This window comes from Streptomyces uncialis, assembly GCF_036250755.1.
Lineage (GTDB): Bacteria > Actinomycetota > Actinomycetes > Streptomycetales > Streptomycetaceae > Streptomyces > Streptomyces uncialis.
Genome location: NZ_CP109583.1, coordinates 1,477,577 through 1,496,308, shown reverse-complemented (window position 1 = coordinate 1,496,308; position 18,732 = coordinate 1,477,577). Strand labels below are relative to the sequence as shown.

Annotated in this window: 17 protein-coding genes and 1 tRNA gene; 8 read left to right on the top strand and 10 right to left on the bottom strand. The window is 71.7% G+C overall.

All coding sequences use genetic code 11. From position 1 onward, the window contains the following. Positions 1-33 precede the first annotated feature (33 nt). Complete coding sequence (locus OG711_RS05890; RefSeq protein ID WP_073787094.1) at positions 34-831, bottom strand: ABC transporter permease; 798 nt, start codon at positions 829-831, stop codon at positions 34-36. Further along, positions 828-1,700, bottom strand: a complete 873-nt coding sequence (locus OG711_RS05885) for an ABC transporter permease (RefSeq protein ID WP_241561827.1) — start codon at positions 1,698-1,700, stop codon at positions 828-830. The genes OG711_RS05890 and OG711_RS05885 overlap by 4 nt, the downstream gene beginning before the upstream one ends. A 256-nt stretch (positions 1,701-1,956) precedes the next feature. On the opposite strand from OG711_RS05885, the gene OG711_RS05880 reads away from it, so the two are divergent. Further along, on the top strand, positions 1,957-2,442 hold the full coding sequence (locus OG711_RS05880) for an Lrp/AsnC family transcriptional regulator (protein WP_079184553.1): 486 nt from the start codon (positions 1,957-1,959) through the stop codon (positions 2,440-2,442). A gap of 78 nt (positions 2,443-2,520) precedes the next feature. On the opposite strand, the gene OG711_RS05875 is transcribed toward OG711_RS05880, so the two are convergent. Together OG711_RS05875 and OG711_RS05870 are read right to left on the bottom strand one after the other, a co-directional pair. After that, the gene (locus OG711_RS05875) at positions 2,521-3,000 is read right to left on the bottom strand and encodes an Lrp/AsnC family transcriptional regulator (RefSeq protein WP_073787090.1); all 480 of its coding nucleotides are present in this window, start codon (positions 2,998-3,000) and stop codon (positions 2,521-2,523) included. 121 nt (positions 3,001-3,121) lie between these two features. Next, positions 3,122-3,403: a heavy-metal-associated domain-containing protein gene (locus OG711_RS05870; protein WP_329558635.1), complete on the bottom strand. Its 282-nt coding sequence runs from the start codon at positions 3,401-3,403 to the stop codon at positions 3,122-3,124. 284 nt (positions 3,404-3,687) lie between these two features. On the opposite strand from OG711_RS05870, the gene OG711_RS05865 reads away from it, so the two are divergent. The 4 genes from OG711_RS05865 to OG711_RS05850 all read left to right on the top strand — a co-directional run bounded on the left by OG711_RS05865 (position 3,688) and on the right by OG711_RS05850 (position 7,560). Further along, positions 3,688-4,632 carry an ABC transporter ATP-binding protein gene (locus OG711_RS05865; RefSeq protein WP_329563637.1) on the top strand — a complete coding sequence of 315 codons (945 nt, stop codon included), beginning with the start codon at positions 3,688-3,690 and terminating at the stop codon, positions 4,630-4,632. A 127-nt stretch (positions 4,633-4,759) separates the two neighbouring features. Next, entirely contained in the window at positions 4,760-5,563 is an 804-nt protein-coding gene (locus OG711_RS05860) for an ABC transporter permease (protein WP_329558634.1), read from the top strand. Between the two features lie 25 nt (positions 5,564-5,588). Further along, positions 5,589-6,821, top strand: a complete 1,233-nt coding sequence (locus OG711_RS05855; RefSeq protein ID WP_329558633.1) for a sensor histidine kinase — start codon at positions 5,589-5,591, stop codon at positions 6,819-6,821. Then, positions 6,814-7,560 (top strand): response regulator transcription factor, encoded by a 747-nt coding sequence (locus OG711_RS05850; protein WP_329558632.1) that lies wholly within the window; start codon positions 6,814-6,816, stop codon positions 7,558-7,560. Before OG711_RS05855 ends, OG711_RS05850 begins: the two co-directional genes overlap by 8 nt. Before the next feature lie 240 nt (positions 7,561-7,800). Here OG711_RS05850 and OG711_RS05845 read toward each other — a convergent pair whose 3' ends face one another. The 3 genes from OG711_RS05845 to OG711_RS05835 all read right to left on the bottom strand — a co-directional run bounded on the left by OG711_RS05845 (position 7,801) and on the right by OG711_RS05835 (position 11,365). Further along, positions 7,801-8,952 (bottom strand): glycoside hydrolase family 5 protein, encoded by a 1,152-nt coding sequence (locus tag OG711_RS05845; protein ID WP_329558631.1) that lies wholly within the window; start codon positions 8,950-8,952, stop codon positions 7,801-7,803. A 274-nt stretch (positions 8,953-9,226) separates the two neighbouring features. After that, positions 9,227-10,654 (bottom strand): PepSY-associated TM helix domain-containing protein, encoded by a 1,428-nt coding sequence (locus OG711_RS05840; RefSeq protein ID WP_329558630.1) that lies wholly within the window; start codon positions 10,652-10,654, stop codon positions 9,227-9,229. Between the two features lie 48 nt (positions 10,655-10,702). Next, the gene (locus OG711_RS05835) at positions 10,703-11,365 is read right to left on the bottom strand and encodes a hypothetical protein (protein WP_329558629.1); all 663 of its coding nucleotides are present in this window, start codon (positions 11,363-11,365) and stop codon (positions 10,703-10,705) included. Positions 11,366-11,534: 169 nt separating this feature from the next. Between OG711_RS05835 and OG711_RS05830 the strand changes: the two genes are divergently transcribed. Next, positions 11,535-12,725, top strand: a complete 1,191-nt coding sequence (locus OG711_RS05830; protein WP_329558628.1) for a thiolase family protein — start codon at positions 11,535-11,537, stop codon at positions 12,723-12,725. A 242-nt stretch (positions 12,726-12,967) separates the two neighbouring features. On the opposite strand, the gene OG711_RS05825 is transcribed toward OG711_RS05830, so the two are convergent. The 3 genes from OG711_RS05825 to OG711_RS05815 all read right to left on the bottom strand — a co-directional run bounded on the left by OG711_RS05825 (position 12,968) and on the right by OG711_RS05815 (position 16,849). After that, entirely contained in the window at positions 12,968-15,070 is a 2,103-nt protein-coding gene (locus OG711_RS05825) for an MDR family MFS transporter (RefSeq protein WP_329558627.1), read from the bottom strand. 164 nt (positions 15,071-15,234) lie between these two features. Further along, a complete protein-coding gene (gene cobF / locus OG711_RS05820) occupies positions 15,235-16,098 on the bottom strand; it encodes a precorrin-6A synthase (deacetylating) (RefSeq protein WP_329558626.1) in 864 nt (287 codons plus the stop codon). Between the two features lie 214 nt (positions 16,099-16,312). Further along, positions 16,313-16,849, bottom strand: a complete 537-nt coding sequence (locus OG711_RS05815) for a DUF309 domain-containing protein (protein ID WP_266506084.1) — start codon at positions 16,847-16,849, stop codon at positions 16,313-16,315. Positions 16,850-16,979: 130 nt separating this feature from the next. Between OG711_RS05815 and OG711_RS05810 the strand changes: the two genes are divergently transcribed. Both OG711_RS05810 and OG711_RS05805 read left to right on the top strand, forming a co-directional pair. Then, positions 16,980-17,053 (top strand) — tRNA-Pro (locus OG711_RS05810). Between the two features lie 332 nt (positions 17,054-17,385). Next, positions 17,386-18,501 carry an AI-2E family transporter gene (locus OG711_RS05805; RefSeq protein WP_329558625.1) on the top strand — a complete coding sequence of 372 codons (1,116 nt, stop codon included), beginning with the start codon at positions 17,386-17,388 and terminating at the stop codon, positions 18,499-18,501. The last annotated feature ends 231 nt before the right edge of the window (positions 18,502-18,732 follow it).

Sequence of the window (18,732 nt, the reverse complement as noted above, 5' to 3'; positions counted from 1 at the left end):
GAGAACGGCGACGGGGGCGGGGCGCCGGGGGAGCTAGCCGCGCTTTCCGCCGAGCAGCACCTGGCGCATCTGGCGCAGGCCCACACCGAGGATGATCAGCAGCGTGAACAGCACGAGCAGCGTGCCCAGCGCGTTGATCTCGGGCGTCAGACCGCCCTTGAGCATCGAGTAGACCCGCAGCGGCAGGGTGGTGGAGCCGATGCCGTTGGTGAACGTGGACATCACGATGTTGCCGAACGAGATGGTGAAGCAGAGCAGCCACGCGGCGAGCAGCGGCTGGCGCAGCAGCGGCAGCGTCACCCGGCGGAACGCCTGCCAGGGGTTGCAGCCGAGGTCGGTCGCGGCCTCCCCGAGCGAGGAGTCCAGCGCGTTGTACGCGCCGAGGACGATGAGCGACGCGTACGGCAGCGTCACCACCAGATGGCCGAGGACCAGGGTCGTCATCCCGAGGTCCGCGCCCATCGCGCCGAAGACCGAGAGCAGGGCCACGCCCAGCACGATCTCCGGGATGATCAGCGGCAGGAACAGTCCGCCGGAGAACACGGTCTTCCAGCGTCTGGCCAGCCGGGCCATGCCCATCGCGGAGAGCAGCCCGCACACGGTGGCGAGGGTCGCGGAGATCAGGGCGACCTCCGCGCTGACCCGCAGCGCGGCCAGCAGCTCGGTGTTGTCGGCGAGCGTCCCGTACCAGCGGGTGGAGAACCCGGCCCACTTGTACGTGACCTCGGAGTCGTTGAACGACAGCACCACCACGACGACGATCGGGATGTAGAGGAAGGCGATGACACCCCGGGCCAGCCAGGCCGTCACGGTGTCGAGGGCGTGCTTCATGCCGTCTTCCTCCTCAGCCGCCGGGCGGCCAGTCCGAACACCGCCATCGAGGCCACCATCAGCACCAGCAGGACCACGGAGGCCGCGGCGCCCATCGGCTGGTTTCGGAACTCGGTGTACAGGGTCACGATCAGGTTGCCGACCAGCTGGTCACGTCCGCCGCCGAGGAGTACGGGGATGACGAAGACACCGAGGGTCGGGATGAAGGTGAGGAGCGCCGCGGCGAGCATCCCCGGCCGGGCGATCGGCAGCAGTACCCGGGTGTGCACCCGCCACCAGCCGCAGCCGAGGTCACGCGCGGCCTCGCCCAGCGAGTTGTCCACCCCGCGCAGCGACGCGTAGATCGGGAAGATCGCCGTCGGCAGGAACGCGTACACCAGTCCGATGAACGAGGCCCCCTGGCTCGGTATCCACTGGGTGGGTCCGTCGGTGAAGCCGATGGCGTCGGTGAGGCTGTTGACCGGGCCGCCGGGGCTGAGCAGATTGATCCACGCGAACGTCCGGACCAGGAAGTCCGTCCAGAACGGCACGATGATCAGCAGCAGGAGCAGCATCTGGCGCTGCTGGGACCGGCCGGCCAGGTAGTACGACACGATGTAGCCGAGCACCAGGCAGACCAGGGTGTTCAGGGCCGCCATACCGAGGCTGTAGCCGAAGACCTTGAGGTAGATCGGCTCGAACAGGTCCTGGTAGTTCGTGAGCGTGTAGCCGCCCTGGACCCCGCCGTACGCGTCGGCGGAGGCGAAGCTGTTGCGCACCACCAGGATCAGCGGTACGAGCACCAGACCGAGCACCGTGATCCCGGCCGGCGCGAGCAGCGCCGTGGTCACCGCGGCCCCGCGCGCGGAGCGCGGCGGCGCTGCCGTCACCGGGACGTCCCGCGCGGGGTCCGGTCGGGCGGAGGGGTCGTGTGCATGCGCTGTTCTCCTTGGTCCGGGCGGGGGGTTCGTCGATGGAGAACAGCGTCGGTCATCAGCCAGTGGCCGGAAAGATGGAGAAGGAACGAATACCGTGGAATGCGCCGGGTATTTCCACGGATCTCGTAGTCGGCGGCCGGTGTGACGTCGGCTCTTGACGCCCGGGGGATGATGGATGGGAGTACCACCCATTCCTCGGAGGTGTCCCGTGATCGATGACCTGGACCGGCAGATCATCGACCAGCTCCGGGTGGACGGCCGCCGTTCCTTCGCCGAGATCGGCCGTACCGTCGGCCTCTCCGAGGCGTCCGTACGCGCCCGCTACCAGCGGCTCCAGCGCAAGGGCGTGCTCCAGGTGGTGGGCATGACGGACGCGGTGCGGATGGGCGAGATGGAGGTCCACCTCGCGGTACGCATCCACCACATACCCGTCGCCCTGGCCGCCCGCGAGCTGTCCCGGATGCCCGAGGTGCGGTACGTGGCCTCCTGCGTCGGGCCCTACGACCTCATCGTGGACGTGCGCTGCCGCGACCTCGAACACCTCGCGGAACTCCTCACCGAACGCGTGCGCCGGGTCAACGGCGTCGCGCACGCGGAGGCGCTGACCGTGCTGGAGGTCATCAAGGACACCTACCTCTGGGCCGGTTTCCGGGAGGTCCCGGTCCGCCCGGGGGAGCGGATCATCCCCGGCTGAGCCCCGGGTGCCGTGCGGACCGGCTCAGGCCCGTCCCCTGGTGCGCGTTGGTCGGCCCCGGGTGTCCGGGGGACCGGCTCAGGCCGAGGGATCCTCGCTGACGCCCTGCCCCACCGCGCTCGCCAGCCCGCTCCACGAGTAGTCCTTGAAGAGTTCGAGCAGCAGCAGCACCTGGACCCGGGACACACCCGGCAGCATCCGGATGTCGTCCAGCAGCTGCACCAGCTGCGCCTGGTCACGGCAGGTGCCGTCCAGGAAGATGTCCTGGCTGCCCGCGCAGAGCGCCACATGGTTGATCATCGGCATCCCGGACAGCGACTTCGCCACCGCGCGCGGGGTGAGGTCCCGGACGCGGATCATCAGCCGCACCGACTGATGGCCGAGGGTCAGCGGATTGCACAGCGCCACGATCCGCAGCGCACCGCTCTCCTGGAGCCGGGCCACCCGCTGCCGCACGGTCGTCTCGGAGACGCCGAGATCCCGGGCGAGCGCCGTGTAGGGCGTTCTGCCGTCCCGGGTGAGGGTCTGCACGATCCTGCGGTCCATGTCGTCGAGCACGCCTCCAACCATGGCATACCCGTCAAATGTGGAAACGGCCGCCATGGTGGGACCCCGGCCGGGGCCGGGAACGCCACAGGGCCCGGCCGTCCGGCCGGGCCCTGTAAGGGATGCGGGGGGATCAGGCCGCGCGGCCGGTGACCTCGTACCCGGCTTCGTCCACGGCCTTCGCGATCAGCGCGTCGTCCGGGTCGGCCAGGGAGCGCAGGGTCACCAGACCGGCCTTCACGTCGACGTCGACGGACAGGATGCCGTCCACGTCGCCGACCGCCTTCGAGACCGACGACTCGCAGTGGCCGCACGTCATGCCGGTGACCTGATACACGGTCGTACGGGCCTCGGTGATGGTCTCCGTGGTCGTACCGGTCGAGCAACTGCCGTCGGAGGTGCAGCAGGACGACATAGGGGTTCCTCCAGGATGATGGGGCGGGGCGGGCTTCATCCAGACCCCCAGGGGGTATCCGGCCCGTGAGCTCCTTTATACCCCCACCCGGTATCCAAAGCAAGATCCGTCCCCGGAGTGTCCGATACCTGTAGGGGGTATTCCGGGGGATGGGTCGCGGCAGCGGGAACCCGCTCCGGCCGACTGTGGGTCGTACCCCCGCATCAACCGATCGGCTGATGCCGCTTCGAGCGCGATGGGCGATGCGGCAGGCCGGGCCCCTCCACGACGCTCTACCCATGACCATGGCGAACACGAGCGCGACGTCCCGCGGGGCCGTCATCGAAGTCCAGGACCTGCGCAAGTCCTACGGCGGCCGGACCGTCGTCGACGGCATCTCCTTCTCCGTCGGGGAAGGGGAGATCTTCGGCATCCTCGGCCCGAACGGCGCCGGGAAGACCACCACCGTCGAGTGCGTCGAGGGCCTGCGCGTCCCCGACACGGGCCGGATCCGGGTCGCGGGGCTCGACCCGGTCGCCGATCACCCGGCGCTGACCCGGGTCCTCGGCGCCCAGCTCCAGGAGAGCGAACTCCAGGGCAAGCTCACCGTGCGCGAGGCCCTGGAGCTGTACGCCGCCTTCTACCCCCGCCCGCTCGACTGGCGGCCCCTCGCCGAACGCCTCGGTCTGACCGCCAAGCTCACCACCCGCTTCGCCAAGCTCTCCGGCGGCCAGAAGCAGCGGCTGTTCATCGCCCTCGCCCTCATCGGATCACCCAGGATCGTCGTCCTGGACGAGCTGACCACCGGGCTCGATCCCCGCGCCCGCCGCGACACCTGGGAACTCATCGAGGACATCCGCGAGCAAGGCGTCACCGTCCTCCTCGTCACACACTTCATGGAGGAGGCCCAGCGGCTGTGCGACCGGATCGCACTCATCGACAACGGCCGGGTCACCGCGCTCGACACACCCCGCGGGCTGATCACCCGCGCCACGGGCTCCACCGTCATCTCGTTCACCCCCTCGGCACCGCTGGACGAAGAGGAACTGGCCGCGCTGCCCGCGCTCGCCTCCGTCGCGCACAAGGACGGCCGGATCACGCTCGGCGGCAGCGACGAGACCGTCAACGCGGTCGTCTCGCTCCTCGCCCGGCACCGCATCACGGCCCATCAGCTCCGCGTCACCGACGCCACGCTGGACGACGCCTTCCTCGACCTGACGACCACACGCGACACCCGTACGGCGACCTGACGGCCACCCACGACGCCCGCACGACACCCACCGCGCCCCCGCACCGCCACGCGCCCGTCCACCGACACGCCTCCCGACGAACCACCTTGACGAACCACCCCGCCGGACGCCCCACAGGAGCCACCCCATGACCACCACCCCGACCACCACCGCGCCGGCCGCACCCCCCGGCCACGCCTCCTCCCGCCGCGCCTCCCCGCGCACCGCCGTGCTGCGGGCCGAGGCACGGCTGTTCCTGCGCGAGCCCGGCACCCTCTTCTGGGTCATCGGATTCCCGCCCCTGCTGCTGGCGATCCTGGGCTCCGTCCCGTCGTTCCGGGAGGCCGACGACGGCCTCGGCGGCCTCCGCCTCATCGACATCTACGTACCCGTGGCCGTCCTGACCGGGCTGATCATGGCCGGACTCCAGGCGATGCCGCCCGTCCTCACCGGCTACCGCGAAAGCGGCATCCTGCGCCGGATGTCGACCACCCCGGTACCCCCCTCCGCCCTGCTGTCCGCGCAGATGGGACTGATCGGCGCCGCGGCCCTGCTGTCGGCGCTGGTGTCCCTGGCGCTGGGCCGGCTCGCCTTCGACGTGGCGCTGCCGCGCCAGGCCGCCGGTTACCTGCTGGCGCTGGTGCTCGTTGTCACCGCCGCCGTGGCCATGGGAGCCCTGCTGTCGGCGCTGACCCGTACCGCGAAGGCCGCGACCGCCATCGGCTCCACCGCGGTCTTCCCGATGCTGTTCTGCGCGGGCGTCTGGCTGCCTGTGCAGGCCATGCCGGACGTCCTCGCCCGGGTCGTCGAGTGGACCCCGTTCGGCGCCGCGGCCGTCGCCTTCGGTCAGGCGGCGGCGGGTGACTGGCCCGCCTGGTCCCACCTGGGAGTGCTCGCGCTCTGGACGGTCGTCCTGTCGGCCGCGGCCACCCGCTGGTTCAGGTGGGAGTAGGGGACCGGGCGTGCAGACTGGGGCGATGACGACGGCTGACATGGACATCGAGCGGCGCTGGGCGGCCTTCCGCAAGTGGCAGTCGTACGCACTGCTCGGTATGTCCCTGGTCCTGGCGACCGCCGCGTCGGAACTGACCCCGGGCGCGGCCGAACGCCGCACGATCGCGGTGCTCGTCGTCGCCGCTCTCGTGCTCCAGCTGTGGTGGGGCCGCGTCGTACGGCGCCACCCGGGCCCGCATCCCACCGCGACGGCGTATTACGCCGTGCGCTGGGCGATCGGCTTCGCGCTCACGTGGGTGAACGAGTTCTTCGCGTTCTACGCGTCCACCGGCTACTTCGACGCCGACGAGATGATCGCCGGGCGGCGCCTGCGGCGGATCGGCCCCTTCGCCTGCTCCGTATCGGTGGCGGGCGCCCAGGCCGGTGGGATGCCGTTCCACAGCGCCGGGCAGTGGGTGGTGTTCGCCGGGCTGCTGCTGGCCAACAATGTGCTCCTGATCGTCGTCGGCCGTCTCGCCCAGCAGGAGGAGGAGCGCTCCCGGGCCCGCGCGACCACCATCGAGGCCCTCCAGCAGGCGCTCGACGAGAACGCCGCCCTGCACGCCCAGCTCCTCGTCCAGGCACGGGAGGCGGGCATCGCCGACGAACGCCGACGGCTGGCCGCCGAGATCCACGACACCCTCGCCCAGGGCCTGACCGGCATCATCGCCCAGCTCCAGGTCGTCGCGAACGCACCCGACCCGGCGGCCGCCCACACGCATCTGAACCGCGCCGCCGACCTGGCACGCCACAGCCTCGGCGAGGCCCGCCGCTCCGTGCAGAACCTCGCCCCGGTCGGCCTGGCGCACGACACGCTTCCCCAGGCACTGCGCGAGACGGTCGACCGCTGGGGCGAAAGGACAGGCGTCCGCGCCGAGTTCACGCTCACGGGGACGGCTGAGGACCTGCACGCGGAGGTCTCGGCGACGCTGCTGCGGATAGCCCAGGAGGCCCTGTCCAACACGTCGAAGCACGCGTCCGCCTCCCGGGTCGGGGTCACACTCAGCTTCATGGACGACGAGGTCGCCCTGGACGTCCGCGACGACGGGAAGGGGTTCGACCCGCTGACGCCGCCCGAACGCACCGGCACCGGCGGCTTCGGCCTCGACGGTATGCGGGCCCGCGCCGAACGCATCGCGGGCTCGCTCAGCGTCGAGTCCGAGCCCGGCTACGGCACGGCGGTGTCGGCTCGCGTACCGTTGGTGCGCCATGACTGACGACGCGCCCGACGGCGTACCCGGTGTCCCGCCCCGTACCGGGACCGGCCGAGCGGCCCCCGGCCCGACCCGGTCCACGGCCGGTGCCCCGGCCGCCGGTGCCGTGATCTCCCTGCTCATCGTCGACGACCATCCCGTCGTACGGGACGGTCTGCGCGGGATGTTCGAGTCCGCGCCCGGCTTCAGCGTGCTGGGCGAGGCGTCCAACGGTGTGGAGGCGGTCGCGCTGACCGCGGAACTCGACCCGGACGTGGTCCTGATGGATCTGCGGATGCCCGGCGGCGGCGGGGTGGACGCCATCGCCGAACTGACCCGCCGCGGGGCCCGCGCGAAGGTCCTCGTCCTCACCACCTGGGACACGGACTCCGACACCCTCCCCGCGATCGAGGCGGGCGCGACGGGCTATCTGCTCAAGGACGCCCCGCGCGACGAACTGTTCAAGGGCGTCCACGCGGCGGCGGAAGGCCGTACGGTCCTGTCCCCGGCCGTCGCGTCCCGGCTGGTCTCCGCCGTCCGCTCCCCGGGCGGTGAACCTCCCTCCGCCCGCGAACGCGAGGTCCTCGCCCTGGTCGCCAGAGGCACATCCAACCGCGAGATCGCCCGTGAACTCTTCATCAGCGAGGCCACGGTGAAGACCCATCTCACCCATCTCTACGCCAAGCTGGGCGTGAACGACCGCGCCGCCGCGGTGGCGCGGGCCTACGAACGCGGCATCCTGGGCCGGTCCGGCCCCGGCTGACCCCTGGCCCGCCATCGGCCGACCGACGCACCCGCGCCCGTCCATGACCCGGGTCATGGACGGGCGCGGGCTGTGGGGGAGGAATCCCGGACCTCGCGCCTCCGGTGGCGGTGCGGTGGGGGTACCGGAGGTACGGGGTCCGGGGTGGCTCAACGGCCCGGGGCCGGGAATGCCGGTCGGCCAGTTGGCAGGCGGGTAGGCGGGTAGGCGGGTAGGCGGGTAGGTGGGTCGGCCGGTCGGTCAGTCGGTCGGGAAGCGGTCCGGGGTCCTGACGCGGTCGCGAATCCACTGACCCGCGGGCTTCAGCCGGGCCGTTCCGGTCCACGGTCCGCCACCGGCGCAGGTGCCCTGCTGGAAGACGGCGCCGGAGCGGTGGTCGTCGGAGAAGTTCCAGTTGACCCAGCTGATCTTCTTGGCGGCCAGCAGATCCAGATAGCGCTGGGCCATCGCGAAGTCGTCGGCGCCCTCGCCCGCGTAGTTCTGGGTACCGAACTCCGTGACGAACAGCGGGAGCTTGTCGGCGGCGCGGGAGAGCGTGGTGAGGTACTCGTCGCGGTGCGAGGCGGCGTAGAAGTGGAATGTGTACATGATGTTCCGGGCGTTGACCGGGTTGTTCACGATCTCCGTCTCGTCCGCGCCCTCCGAGACACCGAGGGACGACCAGGCGCGGGTGCCGACGAGCACCGGGGTCGCGGGATCATGGCGGCGGATCACCGGGATCAGCTTCTCGGCGTAGCCCTTGACGGTGTTCCAGGAGACCCCGCTCGGCTCGTTGGCGATCTCGTAGAGCAGATTGGTCTTGTCCTTGTGCCGTTCGGCGATCTCCGAGAAGAAGGTCTTCGCACGGGCGAGGTTGTGGTTCGGATCGCCGGGGCTCAGCATGTGCCAGTCCACGATGGCGTACATACCCCGGGCCGTGGCCTGTTCGATGACCGCGTGGACCTTGTCGGTGAAGCCGCGCGGGTCGGTCTCGTAGCCGCCCTCCTGGACGTACATCGAGATGCGCAGCACATCGGCGTTCCAGTCCTTCGCCAGCGCGTCGAGCGAGCCGTTCGTCACGCACTGGGAGTACCACTGGAGGCCGTGCGTCGACATCCCGCGCAACTGCACGGGGTTGCCGTGCCGGTTGCACAGCTTGGTGCCGCAGACGGTGAGCCGCCCGTTGGTCCCGGCGGGGGTGGTCCGCGCCGGACGGTGACCCGGGGCGGCGGCGGGAGGAGCGGGTCGCTGACCGGCGGTATGCCGCGCTTCGGAGGCGGACACCGGGCCTTGGGTGGTGCCGGTCGCCGGGGTGGGGGAGGCGGAGGACGGAGTGAGGCCGAGCAGCAGCGCGGCGCCGAGTACGCCCGCGGTGAGCGCGGGCCGCCGCCATGGCATGCGTGGGGGTCGCATGGGTCTCCCTTGTCTGGTTGTGGGGAACCGAACTGACAGGAAACTTTCCTAACCGGATGCAAGCAGGGAACACCGAAGCTGGCAAGAGTTATGACGGTACCCGTCGCCGGACGCGTGCCCCCAACACCCGTACGGGTGACGGGAGTCGGGGGCAGCCCCCAGGCCGCCCGTACGGGAGGCCGGGGGCAGGTGTCCCGCACGGATCTGCGGGGCCGGGCCCGCACGGAGCTCCCCCGGACGAACCTCCCGCCCTCGCCCGGACGGAGCCGGTGTCCTACCGGGTCGCGCGGGCCCTCATGACGGCTCCGGCCACCGCGTCGATCAGCAGGAACCCGACCAGCGAGATGCCGAGCAGCGGCACGAACCACCCGATCAGGGCCATCGCCGCCACCAGGGGCAGCAGCAGGGTCAGCGGCACCCGCCGCCACGCGCCCCGGGGGACCGGACGGCCGCCGGACAGCCTCCGGGACCTGGTGGGCCTGCGATGCCACCACATGCGGTACCCCCACAGGATGAGCAGGATCAGCGACAGGGCCACCGCCGCGAGCGCCAGTTGGTTCGGCAGCCCGAGCAGCACCCCCATATGGGCGTCGATCCCGAGCCGGGTCAGCTGGGCGAGCAACGGATAATCACCGAAGCGGAGTTCGTCGATGACACGGCCGTCGGACGGGTCGACGGCCACCGAGTCGAGATGCACGGGGAAGGTGGCGTCGGTCTCCCTGACCACGTATCCGGTGCCGTCCGAGGGCAGGGTGATCGCCATCTTGCCGCCGATCCCGGCCTCCCGCGCGGCACCGAGCGCCCGGTCGATCCCGATGTCCGTGCCACGGCGCGGCCCCGTGTCACCGCTGCCGTGGCCCTCATGTCCCTCGTGCCCCGCGTGTTCGCCGGAGCCGCCCTCCAAGGTCGCCGAGACCGACGGTGTGGCACCGCCCAACTGGTCCTGGACGGCGCCGATGTTCTCGCCGGCGTAGCGGGACCAGGTCAGCCCCGTCGCGGACAGCAGCACCAGGGCAGTCACGGCCCAGATCCCGACCGAGCCGTGCAGGCTCAGCACGCGGCGGCGCCCCTTCGCGCCCGGCTCCGGCCGCAGCATCTCCCGCTTCCTCGCCCGCCTGCGTCCGGTCCACAGCAGCAGCCCGCCGAGCGCGACCACCCACAGCCAGCTCGCCCCGAGTTCGCTGTAGTGGCGGCCGAGATCGCCCAGGAACAGATCACGGTGCAGGGAGTCCAGCCAGGTACGCAGGGGCAGCGCCCCGGAACTGCCGTACGAGACGAGTTCGCCGCGCACCTCGGCGGTGTACGGATCGACGAAGACGGCGAGGGACTTGCCCTCGGGGACATCGGGAGCGCTCATCAGCACGCGGGTGCTGTCGTCGTCCTCGGCGCCCGGCCACACGGCGGTCACCGTTCCGTCCGGGCGGGCGTCCCGGGCGGCCGTGAGCTGGTCGGACAGCGGGAGGGCCCGTTCGCCCACCGGCACGGTCAGTTCGTGCCGGTACACGATCTTCTCGGCCTGGTAGGACAGGGCGTACAGCAGTCCGCTGACGGCGGATATCAGCAGCAACGGGCCGATGAGCAGCCCGGCGTAGAAGTGGAGCCGCAGGGCGAGCGGGCGCAGGGCCCGCCACCCGGAGCCGGAGTCGGCAGCGGTCTCCCGCTCGGTCTCGGTACGTCCCTCGGGGGGAGCGTCGATGGCCATGGTGATCCTCGGAAGCGTGTTGTCGGCATGGGGGAGAGCGACCCCAGGTCAGACAGTGGCTCCCGGGGCCGTGGCGTTCGCTGCGCGGTGCGCCGGAGGACCCCGGCGGACGAGCGTGTGGCCGAACAGGCCGTCGAGCGGGCGCGGCCGGGCGGCCCGCCGCCGGGGACGGGCCACGGGTACGGGGGGCGCGGGCACCGGTACGGCGCGAAGCGGCGGCCGGAGCGGGGTGAACGCGAGGGTGCCCGCCGCGTGCACCAGACGCAGGAATGCGGTCTCGCCGTGGCTCAGCCACCACCCGCAGAACAGTGCGGCGAGCACATGGGCGCAGACCATCGCGAACGGCGAGGCGCCGAGCGGGGATTCGAGATGCCCGCCGCCCGCCCCGCCCATCGCTCCGGTGGCACCCGGACCGCCGCCGTGCGCGGCCGGATGGCCCGCCGGGGTCGCGCCGTGGGGGAGGGCCAGGGTGAAGTACGCGTGCAGCGCGCCTTGTACGGCGAGCAGGGCGAGGCTGATTTCCGCCGTACCGCGAACACGGCCCGCCGCCGCCCACGCGAGTGCCGCGACCGGTGGGAGAGCCGCCAGGGGGACCCCGGCCGGCATGCCATGACCCGAGGTCAGCGTGTGTCCGAGGGTCGTGAGCAGTACACAGGTCACCGCGAACAGCAGTGCGCGCACGGTACGCAGGGGTGACCTGATCTCTGTCATGGTTCGGACATGTTCGCATCCCGGGACGTGTTGCGGGAGGGGTAGGAGTGACATGAGAGGTGCGGCGTCTTCCGCAGACGCGGAACGCGGGACTATAGTCAAAAACTAGCAGCGCTAGCCCACGAGGCCCGGCCGAAGCCACCGGACCCGCACAGGAGGAGCCCGCACCGTGCGTCCCGTCCACTTCGCCGCCGCCCGCCGCACCCCCGTCGGACGCCTCCGGGGAGCCCTGTCCGCCGTACGTCCCGACGACCTCGCCGCGACCGTGATCCGCGGGCTCGTCGCCGAGGTGCCCGCCCTCGACCCCGCCCGCGTCGACGACGTGTACTGGGGCGCCGCCAACCAGGCCGGTGAGGACAACCGCAACATCGCCCGGATGGCCGCCCTCCTCGCCGGACTGCCCGACACGGTCCCCGGCGCCACCGTCAACCGGCTCTGCGCCTCCGGACTGGAGGCCGTCACCAGCGCCGCCCGTGCCATCGCCTCAGGTGAGGCGGACATCGTCCTGGCCGGCGGTTCCGAGTCCATGAGCCGCGCCCCGTTCGTCCTGCGACGCCCCGACGAGGCCCTGCCCCACCGGATGGAGACCGTCGACACCCGGCTCGGCTGGCGGCTCGTCAACCCGGCGATGGGGGACCTGCACGGGCTGCTGTCCATGGGGGAGACCGCCGAGGAGGTGGCCACCCGTCACGGCATCGGGCGCGACCGGCAGGACACCTTCGCCCTGCGCAGCCACCAGCGCGCCGCCGAGGCCCGGGGGAGCGGTCACTTCGACGCCGAGATCCTGCCCGTGACCCGCCCCGACGGAGTCGTCGTCACCACCGACGAATCGATCCGCGAGGACACATCGTACGAGAAGCTCGCCGCGCTGAAGCCGGTGTTCCGCGGCGGCGGGACGGTCACCGCGGGCAACTCCTCCCCGATGAACGACGGCGCCGCCGGACTGCTCCTGATGAGCGAGGAGGCCCTGCGGGACCTGGGCCTCGACTCCCTCGGACGGTACGTGGCGGGCGGCTCGGCCGGTGTGCACCCCGATGTGATGGGCCTCGGCCCGGTACCCGCCACCCGCAAGGTCCTGGCCCGGGCGGGCTGGACGGTCGCCGACCTCGACGACGCCGAGTTCAACGAGGCGTTCGCCGCCCAGGCGCTGGCCTGCGTCGACCAGCTCGGCATCGACCCGGAGCGGGTCAACCCGTCGGGCGGCGCCATCGCCCTGGGCCACCCGCTCGGCGGCTCGGGCGCCCGTATCCTCACCACCCTGCTGCACCGGATGCGGCGGACGGGGTCGGGCCGCGGTCTCGCCACGATGTGCGTGGGCGTGGGCCAGGGATCAGCGGTGCTGGTGGCCCGGGAGGGCTGAGCCCGCACCGTGCGACGCGCCTTGGGGTGGCTGGCCCCGCACCGTGGGGACCTGACCGCGCACTGCGGGACGCCGATGCCCACGTGCCTCGGGGACGGCGGAGCCCCGCACCGGACAGGACACCTGAGCCCCGCACCGGACAGGACACCTGAGCCCCGCACCGGACAGGACACCTGAGCCATACGCGGGAACGGACAGAGCCCACGCACCGCTCCCGTACTCTCCCCTCCCCGCCCGTCCCCTCACCCCGCCCGCCCGGTCACCGCCTCCCGGTCCTCCCGCCGGGGCGCCGCCGGCAGCGCCGTCGACAGGTCCTCGGCGAGCAGCCGTTTGGCGATCGAGTCCACCGCCGCCCGCAGTGCCGTGTCCGGCGGCCTCCCACCGTCCTCCGTGAGCCGGTCGTCCAGCCACTCGGCCCAGGCCCGGGTGATCACCGCGGCCTCCCGCGCACCGGCCGCCGTGTGCGAGAACAGCGACCCGGCGCGGGTGAGGTACCCCTCCTCCACCATCCGCTCGAAGACGGGTACCAGCACCTCCGGCGGCATCTGACGGCGGGCCGCGATCAGCCCCAGGCTCGCGTGCCCGACGAGCCGGTCGAAAAGCTCCACCTGCATCACCGCCCACGCCCCCGCCGGGTCCAGCCGGGTGTCGGAACCTGCGACGATCCGCCGCGCGGTGTCCGGTCCCGTCTCCCGGAGGATGTTCGCCACCGCGGTCTCCAGCAGCCGTTGCGAGTCCCCGGAGGACGGCCGCGCGAACCCCTCACCCATGTCGGACGACGCCAGCCGGGCACTGTCCCGCAGCGGCACCTCCTTGAGGAACAACGCGACGACGAACCCGACGAGCGCGACCGGCACCGTCCACAGGAACACCGTGTCCAGGGAGTCCTGGTACGCGCGCACGATCGGCGCCGCCGCCTCGGCGGGCAGCCGGTGCAGCCCCTCCGGGCTCGTCGCGCCCCTGGCGATCACCTCAGGATCGGCGGCCCCGGTACGGACCGCGGCACGCACCCCGTCCCCGAGGTTCGACTGGAGGCTGTTGGTGTAGATCGTGCCGAACACCGCCGTACCGAACGCACTGCCCAGCGTCCGGAAGAACGTCACCCCGGAGGTCGCCGTCCCCAGATCCTTGTACGCGACGGTGTTCTGCACCGCGATCGTCAGCACCTGCATCGACAGCCCGATACCGGTACCCAGCACGAACATGTACAGCGACGACAGCCAGATCCCCGTACCACTGCCCATCAGGGACAGCAGGAACAGGCCCGCCGCCATCACCACGGACCCCACGATCGGGAACACCCGGTAGTGGCCCGTCCTGCTGACGACGACGCCGCTGAACACCGAGGCGATGAGCAGCCCCACCACCAGCGGCAGCATCCGCACCCCGGAGACCGTCGCGGAATCGCCGTCCACGTACTGGAGGAACGTCGGCAGGAACGTCATCGCGCCGAGCATCGCGAACCCGACGATGAAGCTGAGCACCGAGCAGACCGTGAACACCGGGTCGCGGAACAGCCGCATCGGCAGCATCGGCTCGGCCGCCCGGGTCTCCACCCAGCAGAACAGCCCGAGCGCCACCACACCGCCCACGAACAGCCCGACGACGACACCGGAACCCCACGCGTAGGTGTTGCCGCCCCAGCTCGTGGCCAGGATCAGCGCGCTCGCCCCGGCCGCGACCAGCGCGATCCCCAGATAGTCGACGACGGGTCTGGACGCCGACTTCACCACCGGGATCGTCCGGGCCGCCGCGATCACCACCACGATCGCGATGGGGACGTTGACGTAGAACGCCCAGCGCCACGTCAGATGATCCGTGAACAGCCCGCCCAGCAGCGGTCCGATGACCGTCGCCACACCGAACACGGCCCCGATCGCGCCCTGGTACTTGCCCCGCTCACGCAGCGGGATCACATCCGCGATCAGGGCCATCGAGGTCACCATCAGCCCGCCCGCGCCGATGCCCTGCACACCACGCCACAGGATCAGCAGCGTCATGTTCGTCGCGAGCCCGCACAGGAACGAGCCGGTGATGAACACGACCGCCGAGACCTGGAAGACCACCTTCCGGCCGAACAGGTCCCCGAACTTGCCCACCAGGACCGTCGCGACCGTCTCCGCCAGCAGATACGACGTGACCACCCACGACATATGGTCGCCGCCGCCCAGCTCCGACACGATCGTCGGCAGCGCGGTCCCCACGATCGTCTGGTCGAGCGCCGCGAGCAGCATGCCCAGCATGACCGTGACGAAGACGATGTTGCGGCTCCGCCGATCGAGCACCGGCGGAGCCGTCGCCGCGCCGTTCGCAGCCTTCGGGGCCGTGTCGTCGATGGTGGTCACGGACCGAGCGTCACACCGGGCGGCGGCGGGCGCACGCGGGGCCCATCCGTCCTGGTGACGCCCCGGCCCCGACCGGCCGGCCCCGACCCGGCCGATGCCCCGGCCCCCGCCGCCCGGGCGGACCGCTCCCGCCCGACGGCCCGCACCTGGCCGGCAGACCCTGGCTAGCGGCCGGTGTCCCCGCGATCCTGCTCCCCGTCCGGGTTCCTGCGCAGCAGATAGGTGTCCATGATCCAGCCCTTGCGCTCCCGCGCCTCGGCCCGCACCCGCTCGATCCGGGGCCCCGCCTCGGCCAGCGGACCGGAGATCAGGATCTCGTCCGGCGTACCGATGTAGGCACCCCAGTAGATGTCCATGCCGCCGTCCCCGCCCGACCCGTCGGCACGGTCATCGGTACCGCCTTCGGCACCGTCCTCGGAACCGGACGGGACATGGTGCCGGAACGCCTGCTGCGCGTCGAGCATCACCACCACGTCGTCCACCCCCTCCGGGAACCCCGCCGCGAGCAGCCGTCCCGTGGTGATCTGCACGGGACGGGCCACCCGGTTCAGCCCGATCCGGTGCCGGGCCGCGAGCGCCGACACACTGCTGATCCCCGGGACCACGTCGTACGTGAACTCCACGCCGCCCCGCGCGAGCACCGCTTCCAGGATGCCGAAGGTGCTGTCGTACAGCGAGGGGTCGCCCCACACCAGGAACGCCCCGGTCCCGTCCTCGCCCAGCTCGTCGGTGATCATCCGCGCGTAGATGTCGGCACGCCGCGTCCGCCAGTCGTCGACGGCCGCGCTGTACGCGGCGCCGTCCGACTCGCGCGCCCGCTCGGGGTCCCGCGCCTCGACCACCCGGTACGCCGACGGGTCCGGCAGATGGGTGTCCAGGATGCCCTTGCGCAGCCCGGACAGATCCGTTTTCCGTTCCCCCTTGTCCAGCAGGAAGAACACGTCCGTGGCCCGCAGCGCCTTGACCGCCTGGAGCGTGAGCTGGTCGGGGTCGCCCGAACCGATACCGATGACATGAATGTGTCGCACACGCCGAGTCTGCCGCACGTGCGTCCGGGCCCCCCGACCGGAGTCCTGCCTGGCGCGACAGCACACCGTGACCTGGGCTCGCAGGCCCCCGAGCTCACGGGACCCTGCGGCCCACGGGACCTGGGGTCACGGGGATGCCGAACGGCCCGCCGAGCCGTCCTCCCCGCCGCCCGCCCCGCGGTGCCTACGAATCGCCTTGGTCACCGCTCACCGCTCACCGCTCACCGCTCACCGCCGTGAGCCGGGGTGCGTGGGCGGCGGCGTCGACCGGGGTGGCGTCCTCGTCGAGCCGGGCCGCGAGGGCGCGGGCCCAGCGGGCGAGCCCCGCGCGGTCGAGCCCGTACAGGCGCGGGTGGGACGCGCCGCCGGGCCACTCCGCCACCCCGCCCGCCCCGCGCCGCAGCAGCCGGGCCCCGCCCTTCGCGTTGCCCCGGGCGGCATGGGTGAGCCCCACGGCGAGCTGCGCGAGTCCCCGCCACAAGGGCCGCTCGGCCTCGGGGCCGCTCTTCCACGCGTCCTCGAACACCTCATGGGCGTGGAACGGCATCCCCGCGTCGAGGAGCCGCTGGGCCTCGGCCACGGTGTCGTCCGGTGCCCGTACGACGCCCTCGGGCTGCCGTTCGACACCGCTCGCCCCGTACGGCAGCGGGCGCCCGAGCCCGTCCCGGGGCCGCGCACTCCGCGCCCGCCCCTCCTCGTCCCTGTCCCGCGCCCCGTCTGTCCCGCTACTCTGCCCGTCCGCGTCACCCATAGGCCCGATTGTCCCCGAGCACCCGCCCCGGCCCCACCGCACCCGCCCGGCACCGTGTCACCGGGCACCTGTCCGCGTGAGGTAAAGTTCTGTTCGCGTGATCACGCGGGAACACCGCAGGGGAACGCAACGGGACGTGGCGCAGCTTGGTAGCGCACTTGACTGGGGGTCAAGGGGTCGCAGGTTCAAATCCTGTCGTCCCGACTTGCATCTACGCAGGTCGCAGGCGGTATCGGAGAATTCCGGTACCGCCTTTCCGCCGTTCCTGGGGACCAGTTGGGGACCACGCGGTCCAGCGGCGTCTTCCGGCCGTGTCCGGTGATCCAGCGCGGCACATGGGCGGGACTCCGGCGTCGGCGAACGGGACGAGTCCCGTGCTGGCGCAGGTCGTGGCGGCGCAGGTGTGCGAGGCCGACCGAGGTGACGGCCTCGTCCCGGTGGGCGGCAAAGGTGACGGTGCGTCAAGTCGCTTGTTCCGCAGACGTTCTGCTGGGGCACGGCATCAGGTACCGCCGAAATGACCATAAGGTGATCCCATGTCTCAGACGCTGAGTTCCGTCAGATCCCGCGCCGCACTCCGTACATCGGCGCGGGTCTGCGGCGAGCTGCTCGTGGTCCTGGTGATGGCCGCGGTGACCATATGGATACTTGGCCGGATGTGGTCGGTCATATGGCCGCTCATCATCGGCCTCCTGCTCACCACACTGACCTGGCCCCCGACCCGATTCCTGCGCCGTCACGGCTGGGCCCCCGCTCTGGCCGCCTCCACCGTGACCGTGCTGTTCCTCCTCTCCGCCGTGGGAGTCGCGGCGATGATCACGGTTCCGGTGGCCTCGCAGTCCGGGGAGCTGACCACCGGGGTGGTCGAGGGAATCCACCAGGTGCGCGAATGGGCCGCCGGACCGCCGCTGAACATCGGCGACGACCAGATCACCGAAGGCGTCGACACCGCGGTCAGCCGTGTTCAAGGCAGCGTCGACAGCATCATCACCACCGTCTTCACCGGATTGAGCACTGTGGTGAACGGGGTGGTCACCGCTCTTCTCGCGGTCTTCCTCATGTTCTTCTTCCTCAAGGACGGACCCCGCTTCCTGCCCTGGCTCGCCCGTCAGCTTCCCGGCCGGCTCGCCAAGGACGTTCCGACGCTGGCCGCGCGGGGCTGGGACACGCTGGGCAGCTTCGTCCGGTCCCAGGCACTCGTCGGTCTGCTCGACGCCGTCCTCATCGGCCTCGGCCTGTGGCTGCTGGGGGTACCTCTGGTCCTGCCCCTGGTGGTCCTGACCTTTGTCTCGGCATTCGTACCGATCATCGGTGCCCTGTTCGCCGGCCTGGTCGCGGTGCTCATCGCGCTGGTGTCGAACGGCCCGGCGGACGCGTTGATCGTGCTGGTGATCATCGTCGCGGTGCAGCAACTGGAGGGGAACGTCTTCCAGCCCATGATCCAGAGCCGTGGGCTCGGCCTGCACGCGGGCATGGTCCTGCTGGCGGTGACGCTCGGCGGCAGTCTGGCGGGGATCGTCGGCAGCCTGATCGCCGTACCCCTCGCCGCGCTGCTCGCCGTGGCCTGGAACTATCTGCGTGAGCAGCTCACCGATCCGCCGCAGGAGACCGACCCCCATGAGCCGCAGACCGCCGCCACCCCGTCGCTGTGAGGGGAGCGGGCACCGCCACGCGACCGGGCGGTCGAGCGGCATCACCGGGTGCTCTGTAACGGCTCCCCGGGGTCCGCGCCCGCCCTCGGGCCCGCGCCCGCGTCCGCGAGGTACCGCGAGCAGGGAAGAACAGGCGCGGGAGCCGCGGCGGGTCCGGGGTGGGCAGGCCGGTACTCCAGCCGAAGGCCCTGAGCCCTGAGTCCCGAGCCCTGAGTCCCGAGCCCCGAGCCC

Coding starts and splice junctions, on each gene's coding strand:
- OG711_RS05890 (WP_073787094.1), bottom strand. CDS start 831: ATGAAGCACGCCCTCGACACCGTGACGGCCTGGCTGGCCCGGGGTGTC.
- OG711_RS05870 (WP_329558635.1), bottom strand. CDS start 3,403: ATGTCGTCCTGCTGCACCTCCGACGGCAGTTGCTCGACCGGTACGACC.
- OG711_RS05865 (WP_329563637.1), top strand. CDS start 3,688: ATGGCGAACACGAGCGCGACGTCCCGCGGGGCCGTCATCGAAGTCCAG.
- OG711_RS05860 (WP_329558634.1), top strand. CDS start 4,760: ATGACCACCACCCCGACCACCACCGCGCCGGCCGCACCCCCCGGCCAC.
- OG711_RS05855 (WP_329558633.1), top strand. CDS start 5,589: ATGACGACGGCTGACATGGACATCGAGCGGCGCTGGGCGGCCTTCCGC.
- OG711_RS05850 (WP_329558632.1), top strand. CDS start 6,814: ATGACTGACGACGCGCCCGACGGCGTACCCGGTGTCCCGCCCCGTACC.
- OG711_RS05845 (WP_329558631.1), bottom strand. CDS start 8,952: ATGCGACCCCCACGCATGCCATGGCGGCGGCCCGCGCTCACCGCGGGC.
- OG711_RS05840 (WP_329558630.1), bottom strand. CDS start 10,654: ATGGCCATCGACGCTCCCCCCGAGGGACGTACCGAGACCGAGCGGGAG.
- OG711_RS05835 (WP_329558629.1), bottom strand. CDS start 11,365: ATGACAGAGATCAGGTCACCCCTGCGTACCGTGCGCGCACTGCTGTTC.
- OG711_RS05815 (WP_266506084.1), bottom strand. CDS start 16,849: ATGGGTGACGCGGACGGGCAGAGTAGCGGGACAGACGGGGCGCGGGAC.
- OG711_RS05805 (WP_329558625.1), top strand. CDS start 17,386: ATGTCTCAGACGCTGAGTTCCGTCAGATCCCGCGCCGCACTCCGTACA.